Here is a 16,388-nt window from a genome sequence, read left to right on the forward strand (position 1 = left end):
CGCTTATTCGGATTTCTCTTTCGGCTGCATTTTTACATGTACGCGTTTGCTGCCGGTGGTGGGGCTGCCGGCCTTGAATAAACCGTTTTTGGTGTCGTACTCGATGATGTCGCTGGCGGTCGAATTCTGTCCCTGCCAGACCAATGCCTTGTCGTAGAGGATCAGTATTCCGGTATCCGGAAAATAATCGGCACGTTGCGAGGTCCCGTGAATGTCTTCCTTGCCGCCTTCCGGGGTTTGTTTCAGCCGGGTGGGATTTCCGGTAACGATAATTTTCTCGGTCTGGCCGCCTTTCTGATAAACGGTCATTTGGTCGCCTTGAACATCGAGGCTGCCTTGAGTGGCTTTCACATCACCGGTGTATACGGTTTGGCCGGTCTTTTCATCGTAAGTCGCCGTGTTGGCTTCGATATAAATCGGCTGCTTCGAGTCGCTGTCCAATGCGAACGTGTTCTCAGCGGCGAATAAAAACCATAAGGCGATCAGCAGGGTTGAAATAAAACCGACGATCCTTTCAGGGAACGCTTGCTGAATACGTATTGGAAGGGTCATTCCGGTGCTCCAATCGCAAACGGCCTGGCCGGGAGCGCCGGCCAGCCCCTTCCCGAAGACGCCGTTTGCGATTGGATAAAAACGGTAGGTCTCGCATCCGGGGCTGTCGCTCGGATCTACCGAGTTGCAGCCGCGGCTCTTAGGGGAATTCATGCTTTCTTCGTACATTGGAAAGAATCGTGACTTTTAAATCATCGCCGAAGTGAACTCGTGCGCCATTGCCGGTCAGTTCGTCCGGCGGACTCAGTACCTGTATGAACTCGTCGGTTTCGGCGTAGTTGTTGTCCGGTTGGACTCTGGCGTTCTGGGTGACGATTTTCAGCGTACGGCCGTTTTCGTCCCGCTCGCGCAGAATAAGGACGTTTCCGTTCAAAAATATGGTATCGCTTTCGCCCGGCATGAGGGCGTTATCGGAATGAATGACCCACGGCGGTCCGTCTTTTCCGTAGAGCGTCAGAACCGGCTGTACCAATTCGGTACGGTCTTGATCCACATAATGGGTAAGGTTTACGGCAAACAGCAGTTGCTTCGGTTTGCCGTTTTCGTCCATCAGCGTACGACTCAGGTTTTTTGAATAATAATCGATCGTTCCGTGGGTTCTCGGTCCGGCAGATTCTTCGGCCGGCATAAAAACGCCGGCAAGCCACCAGGTAAACAATGCCAGGGTGGCCAATCCCAGATAGGTTACCAGCGATCTCAGAGCAAAAATGCTCATCAGAAATGACTCTCGATAACGCCTTGCAAGGTGCCTTGGGCTTTCATAACGAGATCGCAGACTTCCCGTGCGGCGCCCGCTCCGCCGGGACTGGGCGTAACCCAGTGGGCATGCTGTCGAATGCTGAAGTGGGCGTCCGCTACCGCCACCGCCAGTCCGACTCGGCGCATGATCGGCAGATCCAGGAGATCGTCGCCGACATGGGCGATTTCATCGGGAGCCAGCGCCAGCTCATTGCGAAGATGCTCGAACGCGTCCAGTTTGTCTTGGTACCCCTGATAGACATGACGAATGCCGAGGCTCTCCATGCGCAGCGCCACCGACTGCGAACGCCGACCGGAAATCACTGCCGTCGCTACGCCCGTCCCCTGAAGCAACTTGATGCCATGACCGTCGCGGGCATGAAAGCTTTTGTATTCCTGGCCTTGCTGGTCGAAAAAAAGCCGGCCGTCGGTCAGAACGCCGTCCACATCGAAAATGACCAGGCGGATGCCGGCCGCGCGAGCCAGCACGTCTTGAGGCGCATGCTCGGGCATCAAACCACCCCGGCTCTCAGCAAATCGTGCATATTGAGTGCGCCGATCAGCCTGTTCTCCTCGTCGACGACCAAGAGAGCGCTGATCCGCTTTTCCTCCATGATGCGTACCGATTCCGCGGCTAACAGTTCGGCCGAAACTTTGGTGCAATATTGTGTCATGGCTTCATTGATCGGCGTGGTGTGAATATCGCCGGCCTTTTCGAACAATCGCCGGAGGTCGCCGTCGGTAAAAATTCCGAGCACTCGATAGTCGCTATCGACGATAGCGGTCATTCCGAGCTTTTTCGCCGTCATTTCCAGAACCGCGTCGCGTACCAGGGCCGTTTCCGGCACCGCCGGAATTTCCGGGCCGGTGTGCATGACGTCCTGCACCCGGGTTAACAGTCGCCGTCCGAGACTCCCTCCCGGATGCGCGAATGCAAAATCCTCCCGGGTGAATCCTCGCGCTTCCAACAATGCGACGGCCAAAGCATCTCCCATCGCCAGCGTCGCGGTCGTGCTCGATGTGGGGGCCAGACCGAGCGGGCAGGCTTCTTCCTTTACGGATGTGTCGATATGCACCAGCGATTGCCTGGCCAGCGTGGATTTGGGGTTGCCCGTCATGCCGATCAAAGGAACGTCGAGTCGTTTGATCAGGTGCAAGATGGCCAAAATCTCGGGGGTTTCCCCCGAATTCGACAAGGCCAGAACGACATCGTGCGCCGTGATCATGCCGAAATCGCCATGGCTGGCTTCTCCGGGGTGCACGAAGAAGGCAGGCGTACCGGTACTCGCCAAAGTGGCGGCGATCTTGCCGCCGATGTGGCCGGATTTTCCCATTCCGGTCACCGCGATCCGGCCCTTGCAGGCCAGTATGAGTTTGCAGGCCGCCGCGAAATGACCGTCGATGCGCCCCATCAAGGCGGCTACCGCCTCGGCCTCGGTCCGTACGACCTTGAGTCCGGCCCGGCACAGGCTGTCTTCATCGTAGGTCGTGGCGAGTGTGGTGCGCTGTAAGCTCGACGTCATGCGTGTGAACTGCTCAAAATGAAGCAATTATGCCATGAATATTGCATACCGATTTCGGGTTTTCCAAGAGCCTGGATATTCGCGATGGGAATGGAGGCATTTGGTGCCGCAAAAGCGGTCACTCCCGGGTGACAAACGCGAGCTTGGTAATGCCTGCCTTGTGAGCGACGGCCATGGCTTCCGCGACCCGACCGTAGGGAACGGCGGTGTCGGCCTGGAACTGCACGATCAGTTCCGGATCGGCCTGTTGCAGATCGCGCAGAAGCTGCTCCATGGCTTCCAGCGGTTGCGGCTGATCGTTCAAGGTGATCTGACCCTGGGCGTCGATGGCGATGGTGGCGAGGTGCTTGTCGGGGGCGGGGTCGGTTTTTTCGGTCTTCGGCAAATCGACTTTCACCGCCTGGGTCAGCAGCGGTGCGGTGACGATGAACACGACCAGCAATACCAGCATGACGTCGACCAGCGGCGTCACGTTGATTTCGCTCATGGCCTCCCGATCGGAAGACGAATCGGTTTTGAATCCCATGGTTACTCGCTCCCGTCGGCTTTAAGGCCTGTCTTCACGGCGAGATTAAGGAAATCGGTGGCAAAATATTCGAGGTCCGCTTCGCATAGCTTGATGCGTCTCAAAAAGAAATTGTAAGCCAATACCGCCGGAATGGCCGCTGCGATGCCGATCGCCGTGGCGACCAGTGCTTCGCCGATCGGGCCGGCGACCACATCCAGGCTGGCCGATTTGGCCTCGCCGATGTCCTGCAAAGCGTGCATGATGCCCCATACCGTGCCGAACAGCCCGACGAAGGGCGACGTGCTGCCGATGCTGGCCAACATGGACAGCCCTTGTTCCAGATCCTTGCGTTCTCGGCTGATCTGTTGGCGCAGGGACCGTTCCAGAATCGACTCGATGTCGCCGCTCCACTCGAGCATGCGCGAGGTTTTGCTGCGCATGTCCTTGAGAACGCCGAATCCTGCTCCTGCGATGCGGCCCAAGGCACTCGCCGAATGTTCCAGACCCGAGGCAGTGGCGAGATCCGGCGCCGCCCAGAAGTCTTTGCTGTAGCCGCGATTTCGCTGGCCGATATTCCAGAGCGTCCAGCTCTTGAAAAAGATGATGCTCCAAGTAATGACGGAAAATCCGATCAGCACCCCTAAGGTGATCTGAACGATATCGGTAGAAGAGATCTGAATCATGCGATAGCCTTTTTCATCGTTTTAGTTTGTATTCAATCGGGACGATAACCCAACTGACCACGGCCCGGTCGCCCCTGCGCGCGGGGATAAAGCGCCAGTTCTTGACCTGATCCACGGTCGCGTCGTCCAGAATCTCGTGGCCGCTGCTGCCTTCGATTTTGATCTCGCCCGCCGAGCCGTTCGGCATGACTTGAACGCGCAAGGTGACCTTGCCTTCCCAGCGTCTTTCCAACGCGACACGTGGGTAACGCGTCGGCGGATTGTTCAGGCCCGGCGCCTTGTAAGAGGCTTCGACGAATGGCGCAGGGGCTGGTGCGGCCGGCTTGCCCTGGGTCGACGCGGTCGGGACAGTGGCCGGCGCGCTGGGCGTCGGAGTTTCAGAGGGCTCGGGTGCCGGTGTCGGCCGAGCCACCGGTTTAGGCTTGGGCTTGGGTTTAGGTTTGTCCGGTTTTTTCGGTGCGGGTTTTTCCGGTTTGGGCTCGGGTTTGGGCGGCGGCTGTTGTACCTGCGGTTGGGGCGGCTCGGGACTGGCTTCGGGCTGTGCCGCGACAAGCGAGACTTCCAGCAGTTGCGGTGGAGTTTCCGCCGGTTCCCGGTCTACCGGGGCGGCGAGCCAGGCGGCCCAAACCGCGGCATGCAGTGCCGCTGCGGCAGCGATCGAGAAAGCGGTCTCCAGCCACGAGCGACATCCTTGCTTGGTGTCGGCGGACATCGAAGTCATATACAGATGTGCGAGTGATGGTTCGGTAGAAATTGGAGGGTACAACTCAAATTGAGAATAATAACGAGAATTTTTACTGTGTAAGCATTTTACATACGGATTTTAATCCCAAACGTCTAAATACCGGTGCTATGACCATCTATTCTTAGCAAATATCGGTCCATATCAAGTTGAGTGGAGCGCTGCTCGCCAAATCTAGGCTGTCGGTACAAATGAGCTCATCGCGCATGTCCGATTGTGTGATATGACGCAATCCGGATATCCCATCTTGGGTTTCACGGAGACTCCGTTCCTGGACAGCATCGTGTTGTGGCGGCGTATTTTATAGATCGTTGAAAATAAATGCTAAATGAAAATTGCTCATGTTCGTTTCCGGTGGGGAAGAGCGATTTGGCGGAAAGCGATATCGGTATTTGACACATCGAGGTGTGGCATATCACGCAGTTCTTGCCTGTTGGCAGCGTGCATGGCCGCTGTGGACCGGATGGTTGCTGACGAAAAGGAGTGGCACGAATTTTCCTATTAAAAGGCTCGGTCTTAATAAAAGAAAAAATAAATATGAAGATGCAGGAGGATGTATTGATATCGCCATTTCGTGTTGGGATGGCGGTTTTCAGTCTGAATTTATTGTTTTCCGGATTCGCTGTCGCCGATCATACCGAAGAACATCGTTTGCAGACGATCGAAGTGACGGCCCCCGAAGAAACCGGGGAATCGCTGACAACGCCCAGCGCGGAAACGGCCAAGTACAAGCTTTCCCAGGTTCCGGGCGCAACCACCTTCATCCATTCCGAAGAGTACCGCAGCCGCCCGACGCCGGGTGGCGTGGCCGATGTCCTGAGTTATTCGCCGGGTGTTTTTTCTCAAAGCCGATACGGCAATTCCGAAACCCGTATTCTGGTGCGCGGCGCCGGAACTTCGCTGACTTTCGGTTCGGCGGGGCTGCGCTATCTGCGCGACGGCCTGCCGCTCACCGGAACCGACGGCTTTACCAATCCGGAGCTTCTGGAGCCGATGAACGCGCTTTACACCGAGGTTTATCGCGGCTCCAACGCCCTGCAATACGGTTCGGCCTTCTTGGGCGGTGCGGTGAACTTCGTCTCGCGCAACGGCCGCAATACGCCGGGCATTCATACGACCTTCGTCACCGGTTCGCACGATTACTACCGTCCCCAACTGATGGTCGGCGGCGTGCTGAACGAGGATCTGGATTATTTCGTTTCTTATACCGGGACCTACAACAATAGTTTCCGGGACCATAGCGAAGAGGATATTTCCAGGGGCTACGCCAATTTCGGTTACCGCTGGAACGAGGATCAGGAAACCCGCGTGCATCTGTTCGCCAGCAAGAACCAGCTGCAGCTGCCGGGGTCTCTTTCGTTCGAGCAGTATTATGATGACCCTTACCAAGCCCAGAATGGTCTATCGCCGGGATCGTTCTTCAATAAATTCGAAACCCTCGACGTTCAACGTAACCTCGAGACGCTGCGCGGCGATGTCCGGCATACCATCAAGTTCACGCCAGATGACGTGCTGACGGTGGGGGCTTGGTACGAAAATCGTCGGCTGTGGCACCCCTTATCGCCTTTTAATTCTTTCAACCGAAACTCGCCTTGCCGGGGAACGCCGGATTCGGAGGGCATCGTGACGATCAATAATCCCGCGTGCGGCGGTCTTCTGATCGACTACGGCAATTTGGCGGGCTCGTTCAACCGCAACCGGCAGCAGGACGCCGGCCTCAGTTGGCGTTTCACTCACGACGGATCGCTGTTCGGTTCGCGTAACAGCTTCGTGCTGGGCGGCTTCTTCGGCTGGGGCAAGTCCTACGGCACGGTGGACAACACCCTGCCGGGCGCGGAGATCGGCACCAAGCTGAATAACGCCAAGAGCGAGGCCTTCAACATCGAAATCTTCGGGGAAGATCGTTTCGCATTGACCTCCAGCCTGGATCTCGTGGTGGGCGGTCAATTCATTCATGCCAAGCGGCGCAGCCTGACCGATTTCTTCGTGCCCACGTCACAGATCGGCAACGCCTTCGAGACGGATGCGTCTCGCTGGTACACCGCCTTCAGTCCCAAGGTCGGGCTGCTTTGGCAGGCGACCGAGAAGCAACAGTTCTTCGCCAATTTCAGCCGCAGTTACGAGCCGCCGACCAATACCCAATTGGCGTTCCGGGATCCGCGGTTGAATCAGACAAGCAGCGAATCTGCTCTTGATGCGCAGGAGGGGACGACGATCGAAGTGGGGACCCGCGGCGAGGCAGGCGTCTTCAATTGGGACCTCGCCGTCTACCACTCTTGGATCAACAACGAGATTCTCTCCACGCTGCTGCCCGGTCAGACTCAGACGAGCACCAATAATGCCGACAAGACCACACATACGGGCGTCGAAGTCGGTACGGGCGCTCTCATTCCTTTGGATTTGATGGGGGATGATCTGCTGCGCGTGCGATTGACCTATACCTACCAGCGATTCCTGTACGACAACGATTCCGCCTACGGCGACAATTACATTCCGGGGGCGCCCAATCATTTCGGCGGCGCGGAAGCCGTGTACGAACATCCCTCCGGTTTCTACATCGGCCCGAATATCCGCATGACCAGCAATTATTACGTGGACTACGCCAACACCCTCAAGGCGCCTGCTTATACCTTGTTTGGCGCCCGTGCCGGCTATAAGAATACGTTCAATAAACTCGGCTATCACGTGTTTGTCGAAGGACGTAACCTCACGGACGAAAAATGGGTCGCCAGCACGAGCGTGGCTGATAGGGCAACTCGGAGCGGGACCGCTATCCTGAATCCCGGTTTCGACCGCACGATCTTCGGGGGCATCTCGATAGATTACTGATTGCTTGGCAACCAGCGGCGGAGGAGGCCCTGCTTCTCGCCCGCCGTTTTTCCACCCGAGGTCCCTCCAGGGCGCCTAGCCCGACATGGATTTCTCGGTTATTTTCCGTTTGAGGTTGTGTTAACCCGGAAAAGGTGAAGATTGATGAATGTGTTTTGCAGATTGGTCGGCTTGCCGGCGTTGGCCCTGGTCAGCCAATTCGTCTGGGCCGGGCACGGGAGCGCCCCGTCCTCCTCTCAACCCGCTTATTGCAAGGATTCGGCGGCCGCTCCGACACCAAAATGCGCGCGGACGCCCAGCGTGGTATTCGATGCCGACGGTCGGTTATGGCTTTCATGGGTCCAGCAAGGGCGAATCTATGTTCAGTCCTCGAAGGATGGCGGCAAGACCTTGAGCAAGCCGGTGGCGGTCAATCGCGAGCCGGAAAACGTTTTGGCTCACGGCGAGAGCCGACCTAAGATCGCGATCGGCCCAAAAGGCGAGATTTATCTCACCTGGACGCAAGGTTTGGAAAAACGTTTCAGCAGCTATATCCGCTTCGCCCGCTCCGTGGATGGCGGCAAGACGTTCTCCAAGCCGGTCACGGTTAACGACAACCTGGACATCATCGGCCATTCTTTCGACAGTCTGGCGATCAGCCGCGACGGCAAGATCTTCATTGCCTGGCTGGACGCGAGGGATGTCGAAGCCGCGAAGGCCAAGAACCAGCCGTATAACGGTTCTTCTCTCTATTACACCTGGTCCGACGACGGCGGCAAGAGCTTTAAGCCGAATGTCAAGGCGGCCGATTACACCTGTCAGTGCTGCCGGCTGCAGGCCGCCATCGACATCGACGGCTTGCCGCTCATCGTCTGGCGCAACGTCTATCCCGAGAATATCCGCGACCATGCGCTGCTCAAATTCGCCGATTGGGACAAGCCGGGCCGGCCGGTTCGGGTGACGCATGAAAACTGGCACATAGAAGGTTGTCCCCACCACGGGCCAGGGCTGTCGATCGCCAGGGATGGACGCTATCACTTGACCTGGTATAGCGCCGCGCCCGACGCGACGGGTTTGTTTTATGCCTATTCCGACGATGTCGGCTCGCACTTTACCCAACCGATCAAGTTCGGGAATCCGGCGGCCATGCCGGCCCATCCGCACGTCTTGAGCGTGGGGCGGCGGGTGGATTTGGTTTGGCTGGAGTTCGACGGCAAGAACAATCAGCTCAAGACCATGCGCTCGACCGACGGCGGAGCGAATTGGACCGAACCGCGCGTTCTGGCCGAAACCGAAAGCGGGGCTGACAACCCCTTCCTGCACGCCAACGGCGACCGGGTTTATGTTTCCTGGGCTACGGAAAAGGACGGGCTCAAGGTGATTGCGCTCGATGGGGCCGGCCGCTAAAACATTTTCATACCTGCTGTACGGGTACTCGCGAGTGCGGTTGGGCCAATGGGGTCGTCGGCAAAGGATTGCCGACCTACAAATGCTCTACCCATCATCTACGAATCTTTTGATGCGTCATGGCAACCGGGATTTCGTAGGATGGGTTAGGCGCACGCCGATATAAGTTGGCCGTCGATTAATGCGCTGCGAGTGCGCCGTAACCCATCAAAGCGACGTGCCAAGGGAGTCCTCGTCGAACCTCAATCCAGATAGCGCCGCTTGCCCCATTGGGCGAGGCGCATCAATCGCACCAGAGCCCACCCTGCCAAGATGCGGACAAAGCGGAGAAGGTCCGCCGACTGGCGCAAAAAAGCGCTCCAGGCGCGTTCCAGCTTAGGCCGAAGTGTCGAAAGATCGATCTCCCTATCCGCGATCGAACCGCGCCGGTGCAGCCAGTGCAATAGGCCGGTTACATAAAGCACGAGCGGCATCAGGCCGACACAGAACCAGACGAAGCGGCCCGTCGCGCCGAAAGCCTCGCCGGTGTGCCAGGGCCATATTCGGCTGATGAAAGTCTGCCCGCCGGTGAAAGTGCTGGGGTTGCGCGCCTCGCGAATCTGCCCGCTCCAGCGGTCGACCCAGACCAGGGTGGCCGGGTGCTTGATGTTCGCGTCTCCAGGGCGGCGCAAATTGATGCGGTAGGTGCCGTTTTCCCCGGCCGGCGTCGCGACGCGCTTCACCTCGGCGTGCGGAAACAGCCCCCGCGCGACCAAAACCGCTTCGGCCAGGCCGACGGGACGGCCATTGGGAGCGGCCGTACTCACGATTTCCGGACCCTCGTCGCCGTGGCCCATATCCGAGGCTCCCAGCATCGTTTCCAGCAGGCTCGGATAAGCCAGATGAAATCCGGTGAAAGCCAGCAACAGCAGGACAACGGCACTGGAGAGGCCGAGCGTGCGGTGCAGGTCGAAAGCGAGTCGTGCCAGGCCGGCGTCGTGCCGGATTGCGAAGCTTTGAAGGAGCCGGCTGAATCCCGGCCACCAGAGATAGAGACCGGTGCTCGCCGAAACGATCAGCAACAGCCCCAGGATGCCGACGGCGTTCCACCCGAACCGTCCGAAGTGCAGTTGGGTATGGAGATCATAAATCCAGGTTGCCGCCGTACGGCCCCAGAATCGGCTGGCTACGACTTCGGCCGTGTACGGGTTCACCGAGACCATGAGCGGCGCATAGAACTCGCCCAAAGTCTCGAAGGGTCTCTCGTGCCAGACGGTGATCATGCCGTTGCGGGAGCGCGGCATTTCCAGTACCCACGCGCCATATCGATCAGGATGCGCCTCCCGCACCGCCGCCATGATGCGGTCCAAGGGGAGGTATTCCCCTTTCGGCTCATCGACCGTCAGCCGAGGATTGAGAAGTTCGTCCAGTTCCTCGCGATAGACGCTGAGACTTCCGCTGAGCCCCAGCAGGACGAATAGAAAACCGCCGCCCAGCGCGAGATAAAGATGGATCTTGAGCCAGGCAGTTCGTGCGAAATTCACGGCGATGGCCGCTTGAGACGATAGAGGGCCGAGATATCCTCGTCGCCGTGGCCGTCCGCGATGAGCTTGGCGTAATCGGTCATGGCCATTTCGGTGACCGGGAGCTTGAGCCCCAGCTTGTCCGCCATGCCCTTGCAGATTTTCAGATCCTTTTGGTGCAGAGCGAGCTTGAAGCCGGGTTTGAAGATGCCCTGAGTCATGGTCGGTCCGCGCTTTTCCAGAAACCAGTTTCCGGCCGCGCCGCCGGAAACGACGTCGATGACCTTGCGCATGTCGAGTCCCAGCGCCGCTCCGAATGCCATGGCTTCGGTCACGGCCTCGTTGATGCCGGCCGCCATGGTCTGGTTCACCGCCTTGGCCGCCTGGCCGGCACCCACGTCGCCCATGTGAACGATCCGGCTGCCCATGGTTTCCAGTACCGGCAGAACTCGCTCCAAGGTCTCGAGCTTGCCGCCGGCCATGATTGCCAGGGTCCCGTTCTTCGCGCCTTCGACGCCGCCGGTCACCGGAGCGTCGAGAAAATCCGCGCCCTTGCTTTCAACCAGCCTGGCGGCTTCTCGCGCGGTATCGCTGCTCACAGTGGACATGTCGATCACCACTGTGTGCGGGCGCAGCGCCGGTAACATGCCGTGTATCACCTCCAGCACGTCGGCATCGGCCGAGACGCAAATTAGAGTCACGTCGACGTGCGAGGCGAGCAGGGCGGGCGAGACGGCGCACTGTACGCCCAGTTCTTGAGAAAGCGTTATCGCGCTGGCTTCGGTGCGGTTCCAGACGGAAGCCAAATAACGGCCCTTGGCCACGTTTCGCGCCATGTGAGTGCCCATCGCGCCGAGACCGATGAAGCCCGCCTTAATGTCCTTTTTGCCTTCGGTGTTCAATGCCGTTTACTCCTCGAGATAGGTGTAGCTTCGCAAGCCGGCGATCAATTCGCTCTCGAAGCGCTTGCGCTGTTCGGGGGGGATCCGCGCCTCGACCAGCTTCTTGCGATAGGCGCGTTCCAATTCTTCCGGGTCGATATGCACATAGCGCAGTAGGTCGTGGGCGCCGTCGCCCCGCATGGGCTGGATGAAACGGTAGCCGCCGGCTCCATCGAGTTCGACGTTGACCGAATGAGTATCGCCGAACAGATTGTGCATGTCCCCCAGAATTTCCTGGTAGGCGCCGACCAGGAAGATGCCGATGAGATAGGGTTCGCCCGGCTTGTGGGTATGCAGCGGCAGGGTGGCTTCGAGGCTCTGCCGATCGATGTAGGTATTGATCCGGCCGTCGGAATCGCAGGTCAGGTCTTGGATCACCGCGCGGCGCGTGGGTTCCTCGTGCAGGCGCTGCAGCGGCATGACCGGAAACACCTGTGCGATCGCCCAGGCGTCCGGCATGGACTGGAACAGCGAGAAATTGCAGAACACCTTGTCGGCAAGCCGCTCGTTGAGTTCGTCGATCAGCTCGCGATGGGCGCGGAGACGGATGTCGAGGCGCCTATGAACGGCATGGCAAATGGCTGCGTTGAGCCGTTCCGCATCGGCGAGTTCGGCCAGGCTCAATTTGCCCTGCACGTACATCGCTCGGGCTTCGGCGAGATCGAATTGCGCGTCGTGATACACGCCCAGCGGCGACTCCTGGGGCAGGGCGCGGAGCAGGTCGGCCAGGTCCTGCAAGGGTTTTGCCTTGATTTCGGCCGGAGGGCTTCCGTCTTCGGCCACCGATTCGATATCGATGATATTCGTGATCAGCACCGCATGATGCGCGCTCATCGCACGTCCGGATTCGGTGATCAGGTTAGGATGCGGCAAACCGTATTCGGCGCAGGCCTCCGAAAAGGCGCGCACGATGCTGTGGGCGTATTCGTCGATGCTGTAATTGATGGAGCAGTCGCTGACCGAATGGGTGCCTTCGTAATCGACGCCGAGTCCGCCGCCCACGTCGGCCCAGGCGAGATGGGCGCCGAGTTCCCGCAATTCCGCGTAATAGCGGCTGGCTTCCCGCAGCGCCGTCTTGACGTCGTTGATGTTCGCGACCTGCGAGCCCATGTGGAAATGCATCAGTTTGAGCCATTCGAGTCCGCCGGCTTCTCGCAATTTGACGATCAGCTTGAGGAGTTCGTTCGCATGCAGGCCGAACTTCGATTTTTCGCCGCCGCTGTTCTGCCATTTGCCGGCGCCGATGCTGGACAGTCTGATCCGGACGCCCAATTGCGGCGCAATCCCCAGATCTCGCGATTCGGAAAGCACCAGCTCCAGTTCGGACAGCTTTTCGATGACGATGAAGACGTTCAGTCCCAGGCTGAGTCCGATCAAGGCCAGGCGGATGTAGGATCGGTCCTTGTAGCCGTTGCAGATTACCGTGCCGGCATCGGATAAGGCCAGTATGGCCAGAAGTTCCGATTTGCTGCCGGCTTCCAAGCCGACTGACGTATGACCATTTTTTAAAATGCCCTCGACCACGCTCCGCTGCTGATTGACCTTGATCGGATAGACCGGTGTATAGCTGCCTCGATAATCGTGCTCGTGGCGAGCCTTTTCGAAGGCCTTGTGCAGTAGGCCCACGCGGTCGCGGAGGATATCGGTGAAGCGCACCAGGACCGGCAGCGACAAGCCTTCCTGGCGTACCGCCTGGGCGATTTCGAAGAGATCCACCGTGCCTTGCACCGGATTCTTGGTCGGACGGACGACCACGTGGCCTTCGTCGTTGATGCCGAAGTAGCCTTCTCCCCAGTGCTCGATGGCGTAGGTATCGACCGCCTGCTCTAGACTCCAACTCATTTCGGTGGCCAAGCTCTTTAAAAAAGGTTGAATTATGTGGAAAATCCTCCGATTTTTCCATTGCGAGGAACACCATGCTGAGCGACGAAAACTGGTTTACCGAGGTTTATCCGAAACACGGGAGCGCGCTCTCTTTGAAGGTGACTGATAAGCTCCACGAGGAGCAGACGCCGTTTCAGCGCATCGAGATCTACGAGACTGAATGGCTGGGCACGCTCATGGTCATCGACGGCTGCACGATGGTGTCCGATCGGGATAATTTTCTTTATCACGAGATGATGACCCATCCGGCGCTATACACCCATCCGAATCCGGAAACCGTCTGGATCATCGGCGGCGGCGACTGCGGGAGCCTCAAGGAAGTGCTCAAACACCCGGAGGTCAAGCGGGCGGTTCAAATCGAGATCGACGAGCGGGTGACCCGGCTTGCCGAGCGGTATTTTCCGGAGTTGTGCGAATCGAACGACGACCTGCGCGCCGAGCTGCTCTTCATCGACGGCATTCAGTGGGTAAAGGATGCGGCGGCCGACAGCGTCGATCTCATCATCGTGGACAGCACCGATCCGGTGGGGCCGGCCGAGGGCTTATTCAACGAGGCGTTCTACCGCGAGTGTTTCCGCTGTCTGCGCAAGGACGGGATTCTGGCTCAGCAGAGCGAATCGCCGCTGTTCCACATGCCGCTGATCGAGGCCATGCACAAGACCATGCGCCAGGCGGGATTTCCCGAAACGCGCACCTTGTTCTTTCCTCAGTTCATCTATCCATCTGGCTGGTGGAGCGGGACCCTGGCGGGAAAATCGGGTCTGACCCATTTCCGCGAGGCCGATGCCCGAAACAAACCGTTTGCAACGAGCTATTACAACGCCGAGATCCATAAGGCAGCTTTCGTCGCGCCGGAGTTCTTCAGGGCGGCGATGGCTTGAGCGGACGGCGGCCTGTGTTACGATTTGCGGAAAACGACGGGTTTGAGGAAAAGATCCCATGACTGAGAAAGAAATAAGCGAAGCGCTTTTCAACCTGCGCACCGAGATTGAACATCTGAATACCAGCGACCCGGAAGTGAGGGCTCGGCTGGAAACGCTGCTTGCCGATCTCGAGCGGCGGCTCGAGGCATCGGAAGACGAGCATCACCTGCATTTGGTGGATGACATGAAAGAAGCGATTTCGCAGTTCGAAGTCGAACATCCCCGCATTACCGGCATTCTCAACGACTTGATGGTTGCCTTGAGCAACCTGGGGATCTGATCCTCTTTGTTTATCGTACGGCCGTCCGGCGAAGGTCCAAGACCGTCGGTCCGGTAAGTAGGTCGGGAATCCTTTCCCGACGCAGTTGTCGGCAAAGGATTGCCGACCTACTTCTTCCCCATCGCAGACGGTCGTCCTAGGAGCACCAGGACGACCGTCTGCGATTGAAGGGGTGTGAGAAATGCAGGTCAAGGGCGAGCGTCAGACATTCCGCAAATAATCCGACCCTCCCAACTGCTTCATCTGTCTTAGTATCCATAACCGGCGATGCATCACATAAGCCGAAGGTTTGTCCGCACGTAAACGCACGGGGTTGGGCAGAACGGCGGCGAGCAGGGCGGCTTCGTTCGGGTTGAGTTTCGATGCCGATTTGGCGAAAAAGGCTTTCCCGGCGGCCGAAACGCCGTAAATTCCTTCGCCGAATTGGGCGATATTCAGGTAAACCTCCAGTATCCGCCGCTTCGGCCACATCAATTCAATCAACGCAGTGAAATAAGCCTCCAAGGCCTTGCGGAAGTAGTTTTGCCCCGGATAAAGAAACAGATTCTTGGCGACTTGCTGGGAAATCGTGCTGGCGCCCCGGACGTGCTTACCCTGCTGGTTATGCTTCCAGGCTTGGCCGATAGCGTTCAGATCGAAACCATAGTGCCGGTCGAACAACTGGTCTTCGGCGGCGATCACGGCGACTTTCGCATAAGGCGAAATGTGGTCCCAGGAAACCCAGTTATAGCGCGGCCGGAATCCCAGTTTTCCTTCGATAAGCGCCAGAAATTGCGCGCGCAGCATGAACGCGCTGGTCGGCGGAGGAAGCCAGCGAAGCAGGGCGACGGGGATAACGGTGAGGGCGACGAACGTCAGGATGAACTTGCGAAGAATGTTTCTCAGCGCCATTTCGCGTTTGCGGATTTTTATTAAGATTCCTTTGATGCGGCGCCCCGGACGGACTAATCGGCAGGGGCTCGAATGGGTTGTCAGATCCATTGCAGCCGCTTCAAAGTTGACTCACGCGTCATAGCTGGCCAGAATACGCCATTTTTCCGACCGATTTAAGTGGCGCTTCATCAAAACATGGCTGGCGGGAATGCGGGTGGCGAAGTTCTAGTTTCTATCAGAAACCTCACGTTCAGCCGCGGCAGCCGCAAGATCTTCGATGGCGTCAATCTGGACATCCCCAGAGGCAAGATTACCGCCATCATGGGGCCCAGCGGCACCGGCAAGACCACTCTCCTGAAACTGATCGGCGGTCAACTGCGGCCGGACAGCGGCACGATCACCGTGGACGGGCGCATAGTGCACGAGCTATCGCTCGGTCGTTTGTACGAGCTTCGCAAAAAAATAGGGATGCTCTTTCAGACCGGCGCTCTTCTGACCGATCTCAACGTATTCGAAAACGTCGCTTTTCCGCTCCGGGAGCATACCAAACTGCCCGAGTCCATGATCAGGACTCTGGTCTTGATGAAACTCCAAGCGGTAGGCTTAAGGGGCGCTCGCGACCTGATGCCGGCGCAGCTTTCCGGAGGCATGGCCAGGCGGGTGGCATTGGCGCGGGCTATTACGCTCGATCCCATGATGATCATGTATGACGAGCCGTTTACCGGACAGGACCCGATTTCCATGGGCGTGCTGGTGAAGCTGATACGCGACCTGAACCGGGAACTGGGACTCACCAGCATCGTCGTATCCCACGATGTCGAAGAAACCGCATCCATTGCCGATTACATCTATCTTATTTCCGAGGGCAAGGTAGTCGGCCAAGGCACGCCCGACGCGATCCGTCATTCGGAGTCGCCTTGGGTCCTACAGTTTATGGAAGGTTTGGCGGATGGTCCGGTGCCGTTTCATTATCCAGCGCCCGATTATGCGGCCGATTTACTCAATCCGCCTGCCTGAAATAGAC

16 protein-coding genes are annotated in these 16,388 nt (G+C 58.2%); 5 read left to right on the forward strand and 11 right to left on the reverse strand.

The features are described 5' to 3' along the window. Positions 1 to 3: 3 nt before the first annotated feature. From lptA to B2A78_RS01345, 7 genes are all read right to left on the reverse strand, one after another. Positions 4 to 705 (reverse strand): lipopolysaccharide transport periplasmic protein LptA, encoded by a 702-nt coding sequence (gene lptA, locus B2A78_RS01315; protein ID WP_240502362.1) that lies wholly within the window; start codon positions 703 to 705, stop codon positions 4 to 6. Then, positions 692 to 1,267 carry an LPS export ABC transporter periplasmic protein LptC gene (lptC, locus tag B2A78_RS01320; RefSeq protein WP_077728082.1) on the reverse strand — a complete coding sequence of 192 codons (576 nt, stop codon included), beginning with the start codon at positions 1,265 to 1,267 and terminating at the stop codon, positions 692 to 694. The genes lptA and lptC overlap by 14 nt, the downstream gene beginning before the upstream one ends. After that, entirely contained in the window at positions 1,267 to 1,803 is a 537-nt protein-coding gene (kdsC, locus tag B2A78_RS01325; protein ID WP_077728083.1) for a 3-deoxy-manno-octulosonate-8-phosphatase KdsC, read from the reverse strand. Before kdsC ends, lptC begins: the two co-directional genes overlap by 1 nt. Then, positions 1,803 to 2,813 carry a KpsF/GutQ family sugar-phosphate isomerase gene (locus B2A78_RS01330; protein WP_077728132.1) on the reverse strand — a complete coding sequence of 337 codons (1,011 nt, stop codon included), beginning with the start codon at positions 2,811 to 2,813 and terminating at the stop codon, positions 1,803 to 1,805. Before B2A78_RS01330 ends, kdsC begins: the two co-directional genes overlap by 1 nt. A 118-nt stretch (positions 2,814 to 2,931) precedes the next feature. Further along, entirely contained in the window at positions 2,932 to 3,339 is a 408-nt protein-coding gene (locus B2A78_RS01335; RefSeq protein WP_077728084.1) for a biopolymer transporter ExbD, read from the reverse strand. Between the two features lie 2 nt (positions 3,340 to 3,341). After that, positions 3,342 to 4,004: a MotA/TolQ/ExbB proton channel family protein gene (locus B2A78_RS01340; protein ID WP_077728085.1), complete on the reverse strand. Its 663-nt coding sequence runs from the start codon at positions 4,002 to 4,004 to the stop codon at positions 3,342 to 3,344. 13 nt (positions 4,005 to 4,017) lie between these two features. Beyond that, on the reverse strand, positions 4,018 to 4,725 hold the full coding sequence (locus B2A78_RS01345) for an energy transducer TonB (RefSeq protein ID WP_077728086.1): 708 nt from the start codon (positions 4,723 to 4,725) through the stop codon (positions 4,018 to 4,020). Between the two features lie 558 nt (positions 4,726 to 5,283). On the opposite strand from B2A78_RS01345, the gene B2A78_RS01350 reads away from it, so the two are divergent. Both B2A78_RS01350 and B2A78_RS01355 read left to right on the forward strand, forming a co-directional pair. Next, entirely contained in the window at positions 5,284 to 7,575 is a 2,292-nt protein-coding gene (locus tag B2A78_RS01350; RefSeq protein ID WP_077728087.1) for a TonB-dependent receptor, read from the forward strand. Positions 7,576 to 7,719: 144 nt separating this feature from the next. Beyond that, a complete protein-coding gene (locus B2A78_RS01355; protein ID WP_077728088.1) occupies positions 7,720 to 8,961 on the forward strand; it encodes a sialidase family protein in 1,242 nt (413 codons plus the stop codon). Positions 8,962 to 9,203: 242 nt separating this feature from the next. Here B2A78_RS01355 and B2A78_RS01360 read toward each other — a convergent pair whose 3' ends face one another. The 3 genes from B2A78_RS01360 to speA are packed head-to-tail and all read right to left on the reverse strand — an operon-like array spanning position 9,204 to position 13,246. Then, a complete protein-coding gene (locus tag B2A78_RS01360) occupies positions 9,204 to 10,484 on the reverse strand; it encodes a PepSY-associated TM helix domain-containing protein (RefSeq protein ID WP_240502363.1) in 1,281 nt (426 codons plus the stop codon). Further along, a complete protein-coding gene (locus B2A78_RS01365; protein WP_077728133.1) occupies positions 10,481 to 11,341 on the reverse strand; it encodes an NAD(P)-dependent oxidoreductase in 861 nt (286 codons plus the stop codon). Before B2A78_RS01365 ends, B2A78_RS01360 begins: the two co-directional genes overlap by 4 nt. Before the next feature lie 30 nt (positions 11,342 to 11,371). Then, positions 11,372 to 13,246: a biosynthetic arginine decarboxylase gene (speA, locus tag B2A78_RS01370; protein WP_077728134.1), complete on the reverse strand. Its 1,875-nt coding sequence runs from the start codon at positions 13,244 to 13,246 to the stop codon at positions 11,372 to 11,374. A gap of 74 nt (positions 13,247 to 13,320) precedes the next feature. On the opposite strand from speA, the gene speE reads away from it, so the two are divergent. Next, complete coding sequence (gene speE / locus B2A78_RS01375; protein ID WP_077728090.1) at positions 13,321 to 14,169, forward strand: polyamine aminopropyltransferase; 849 nt, start codon at positions 13,321 to 13,323, stop codon at positions 14,167 to 14,169. Between the two features lie 58 nt (positions 14,170 to 14,227). Further along, entirely contained in the window at positions 14,228 to 14,491 is a 264-nt protein-coding gene (locus B2A78_RS01380; protein ID WP_077728091.1) for a DUF4404 family protein, read from the forward strand. A 201-nt stretch (positions 14,492 to 14,692) separates the two neighbouring features. On the opposite strand, the gene mtgA is transcribed toward B2A78_RS01380, so the two are convergent. After that, positions 14,693 to 15,382: a monofunctional biosynthetic peptidoglycan transglycosylase gene (mtgA, locus tag B2A78_RS01385; protein WP_077728092.1), complete on the reverse strand. Its 690-nt coding sequence runs from the start codon at positions 15,380 to 15,382 to the stop codon at positions 14,693 to 14,695. 177 nt (positions 15,383 to 15,559) lie between these two features. On the opposite strand from mtgA, the gene B2A78_RS01390 reads away from it, so the two are divergent. Then, positions 15,560 to 16,381 (forward strand): ATP-binding cassette domain-containing protein, encoded by an 822-nt coding sequence (locus tag B2A78_RS01390; RefSeq protein WP_077728093.1) that lies wholly within the window; start codon positions 15,560 to 15,562, stop codon positions 16,379 to 16,381. The last annotated feature ends 7 nt before the right edge of the window (positions 16,382 to 16,388 follow it).

It is taken from the genome of Methylocaldum sp. 14B, assembly GCF_002005105.1.
Classification (GTDB): domain Bacteria; phylum Pseudomonadota; class Gammaproteobacteria; order Methylococcales; family Methylococcaceae; genus Methylocaldum.

Excerpts from the sequence above, each read along its gene's own strand:
- speA (WP_077728134.1), bottom strand. The coding sequence starts at position 13,246 with ATGAGTTGGAGTCTAGAGCAGGCGGTCGATACCTACGCCATCGAGCAC.
- B2A78_RS01380 (WP_077728091.1), top strand. The coding sequence starts at position 14,228 with ATGACTGAGAAAGAAATAAGCGAAGCGCTTTTCAACCTGCGCACCGAG.
- B2A78_RS01350 (WP_077728087.1), top strand. The coding sequence starts at position 5,284 with ATGAAGATGCAGGAGGATGTATTGATATCGCCATTTCGTGTTGGGATG.
- kdsC (WP_077728083.1), bottom strand. The coding sequence starts at position 1,803 with ATGCCCGAGCATGCGCCTCAAGACGTGCTGGCTCGCGCGGCCGGCATC.
- B2A78_RS01330 (WP_077728132.1), bottom strand. The coding sequence starts at position 2,813 with ATGACGTCGAGCTTACAGCGCACCACACTCGCCACGACCTACGATGAA.
- mtgA (WP_077728092.1), bottom strand. The coding sequence starts at position 15,382 with ATGGCGCTGAGAAACATTCTTCGCAAGTTCATCCTGACGTTCGTCGCC.
- B2A78_RS01355 (WP_077728088.1), top strand. The coding sequence starts at position 7,720 with ATGAATGTGTTTTGCAGATTGGTCGGCTTGCCGGCGTTGGCCCTGGTC.
- B2A78_RS01345 (WP_077728086.1), bottom strand. The coding sequence starts at position 4,725 with ATGACTTCGATGTCCGCCGACACCAAGCAAGGATGTCGCTCGTGGCTG.
- lptC (WP_077728082.1), bottom strand. The coding sequence starts at position 1,267 with ATGAGCATTTTTGCTCTGAGATCGCTGGTAACCTATCTGGGATTGGCC.
- speE (WP_077728090.1), top strand. The coding sequence starts at position 13,321 with ATGCTGAGCGACGAAAACTGGTTTACCGAGGTTTATCCGAAACACGGG.
- B2A78_RS01335 (WP_077728084.1), bottom strand. The coding sequence starts at position 3,339 with ATGGGATTCAAAACCGATTCGTCTTCCGATCGGGAGGCCATGAGCGAA.
- B2A78_RS01390 (WP_077728093.1), top strand. The coding sequence starts at position 15,560 with ATGGCTGGCGGGAATGCGGGTGGCGAAGTTCTAGTTTCTATCAGAAAC.
- B2A78_RS01340 (WP_077728085.1), bottom strand. The coding sequence starts at position 4,004 with ATGATTCAGATCTCTTCTACCGATATCGTTCAGATCACCTTAGGGGTG.
- lptA (WP_240502362.1), bottom strand. The coding sequence starts at position 705 with ATGAATTCCCCTAAGAGCCGCGGCTGCAACTCGGTAGATCCGAGCGAC.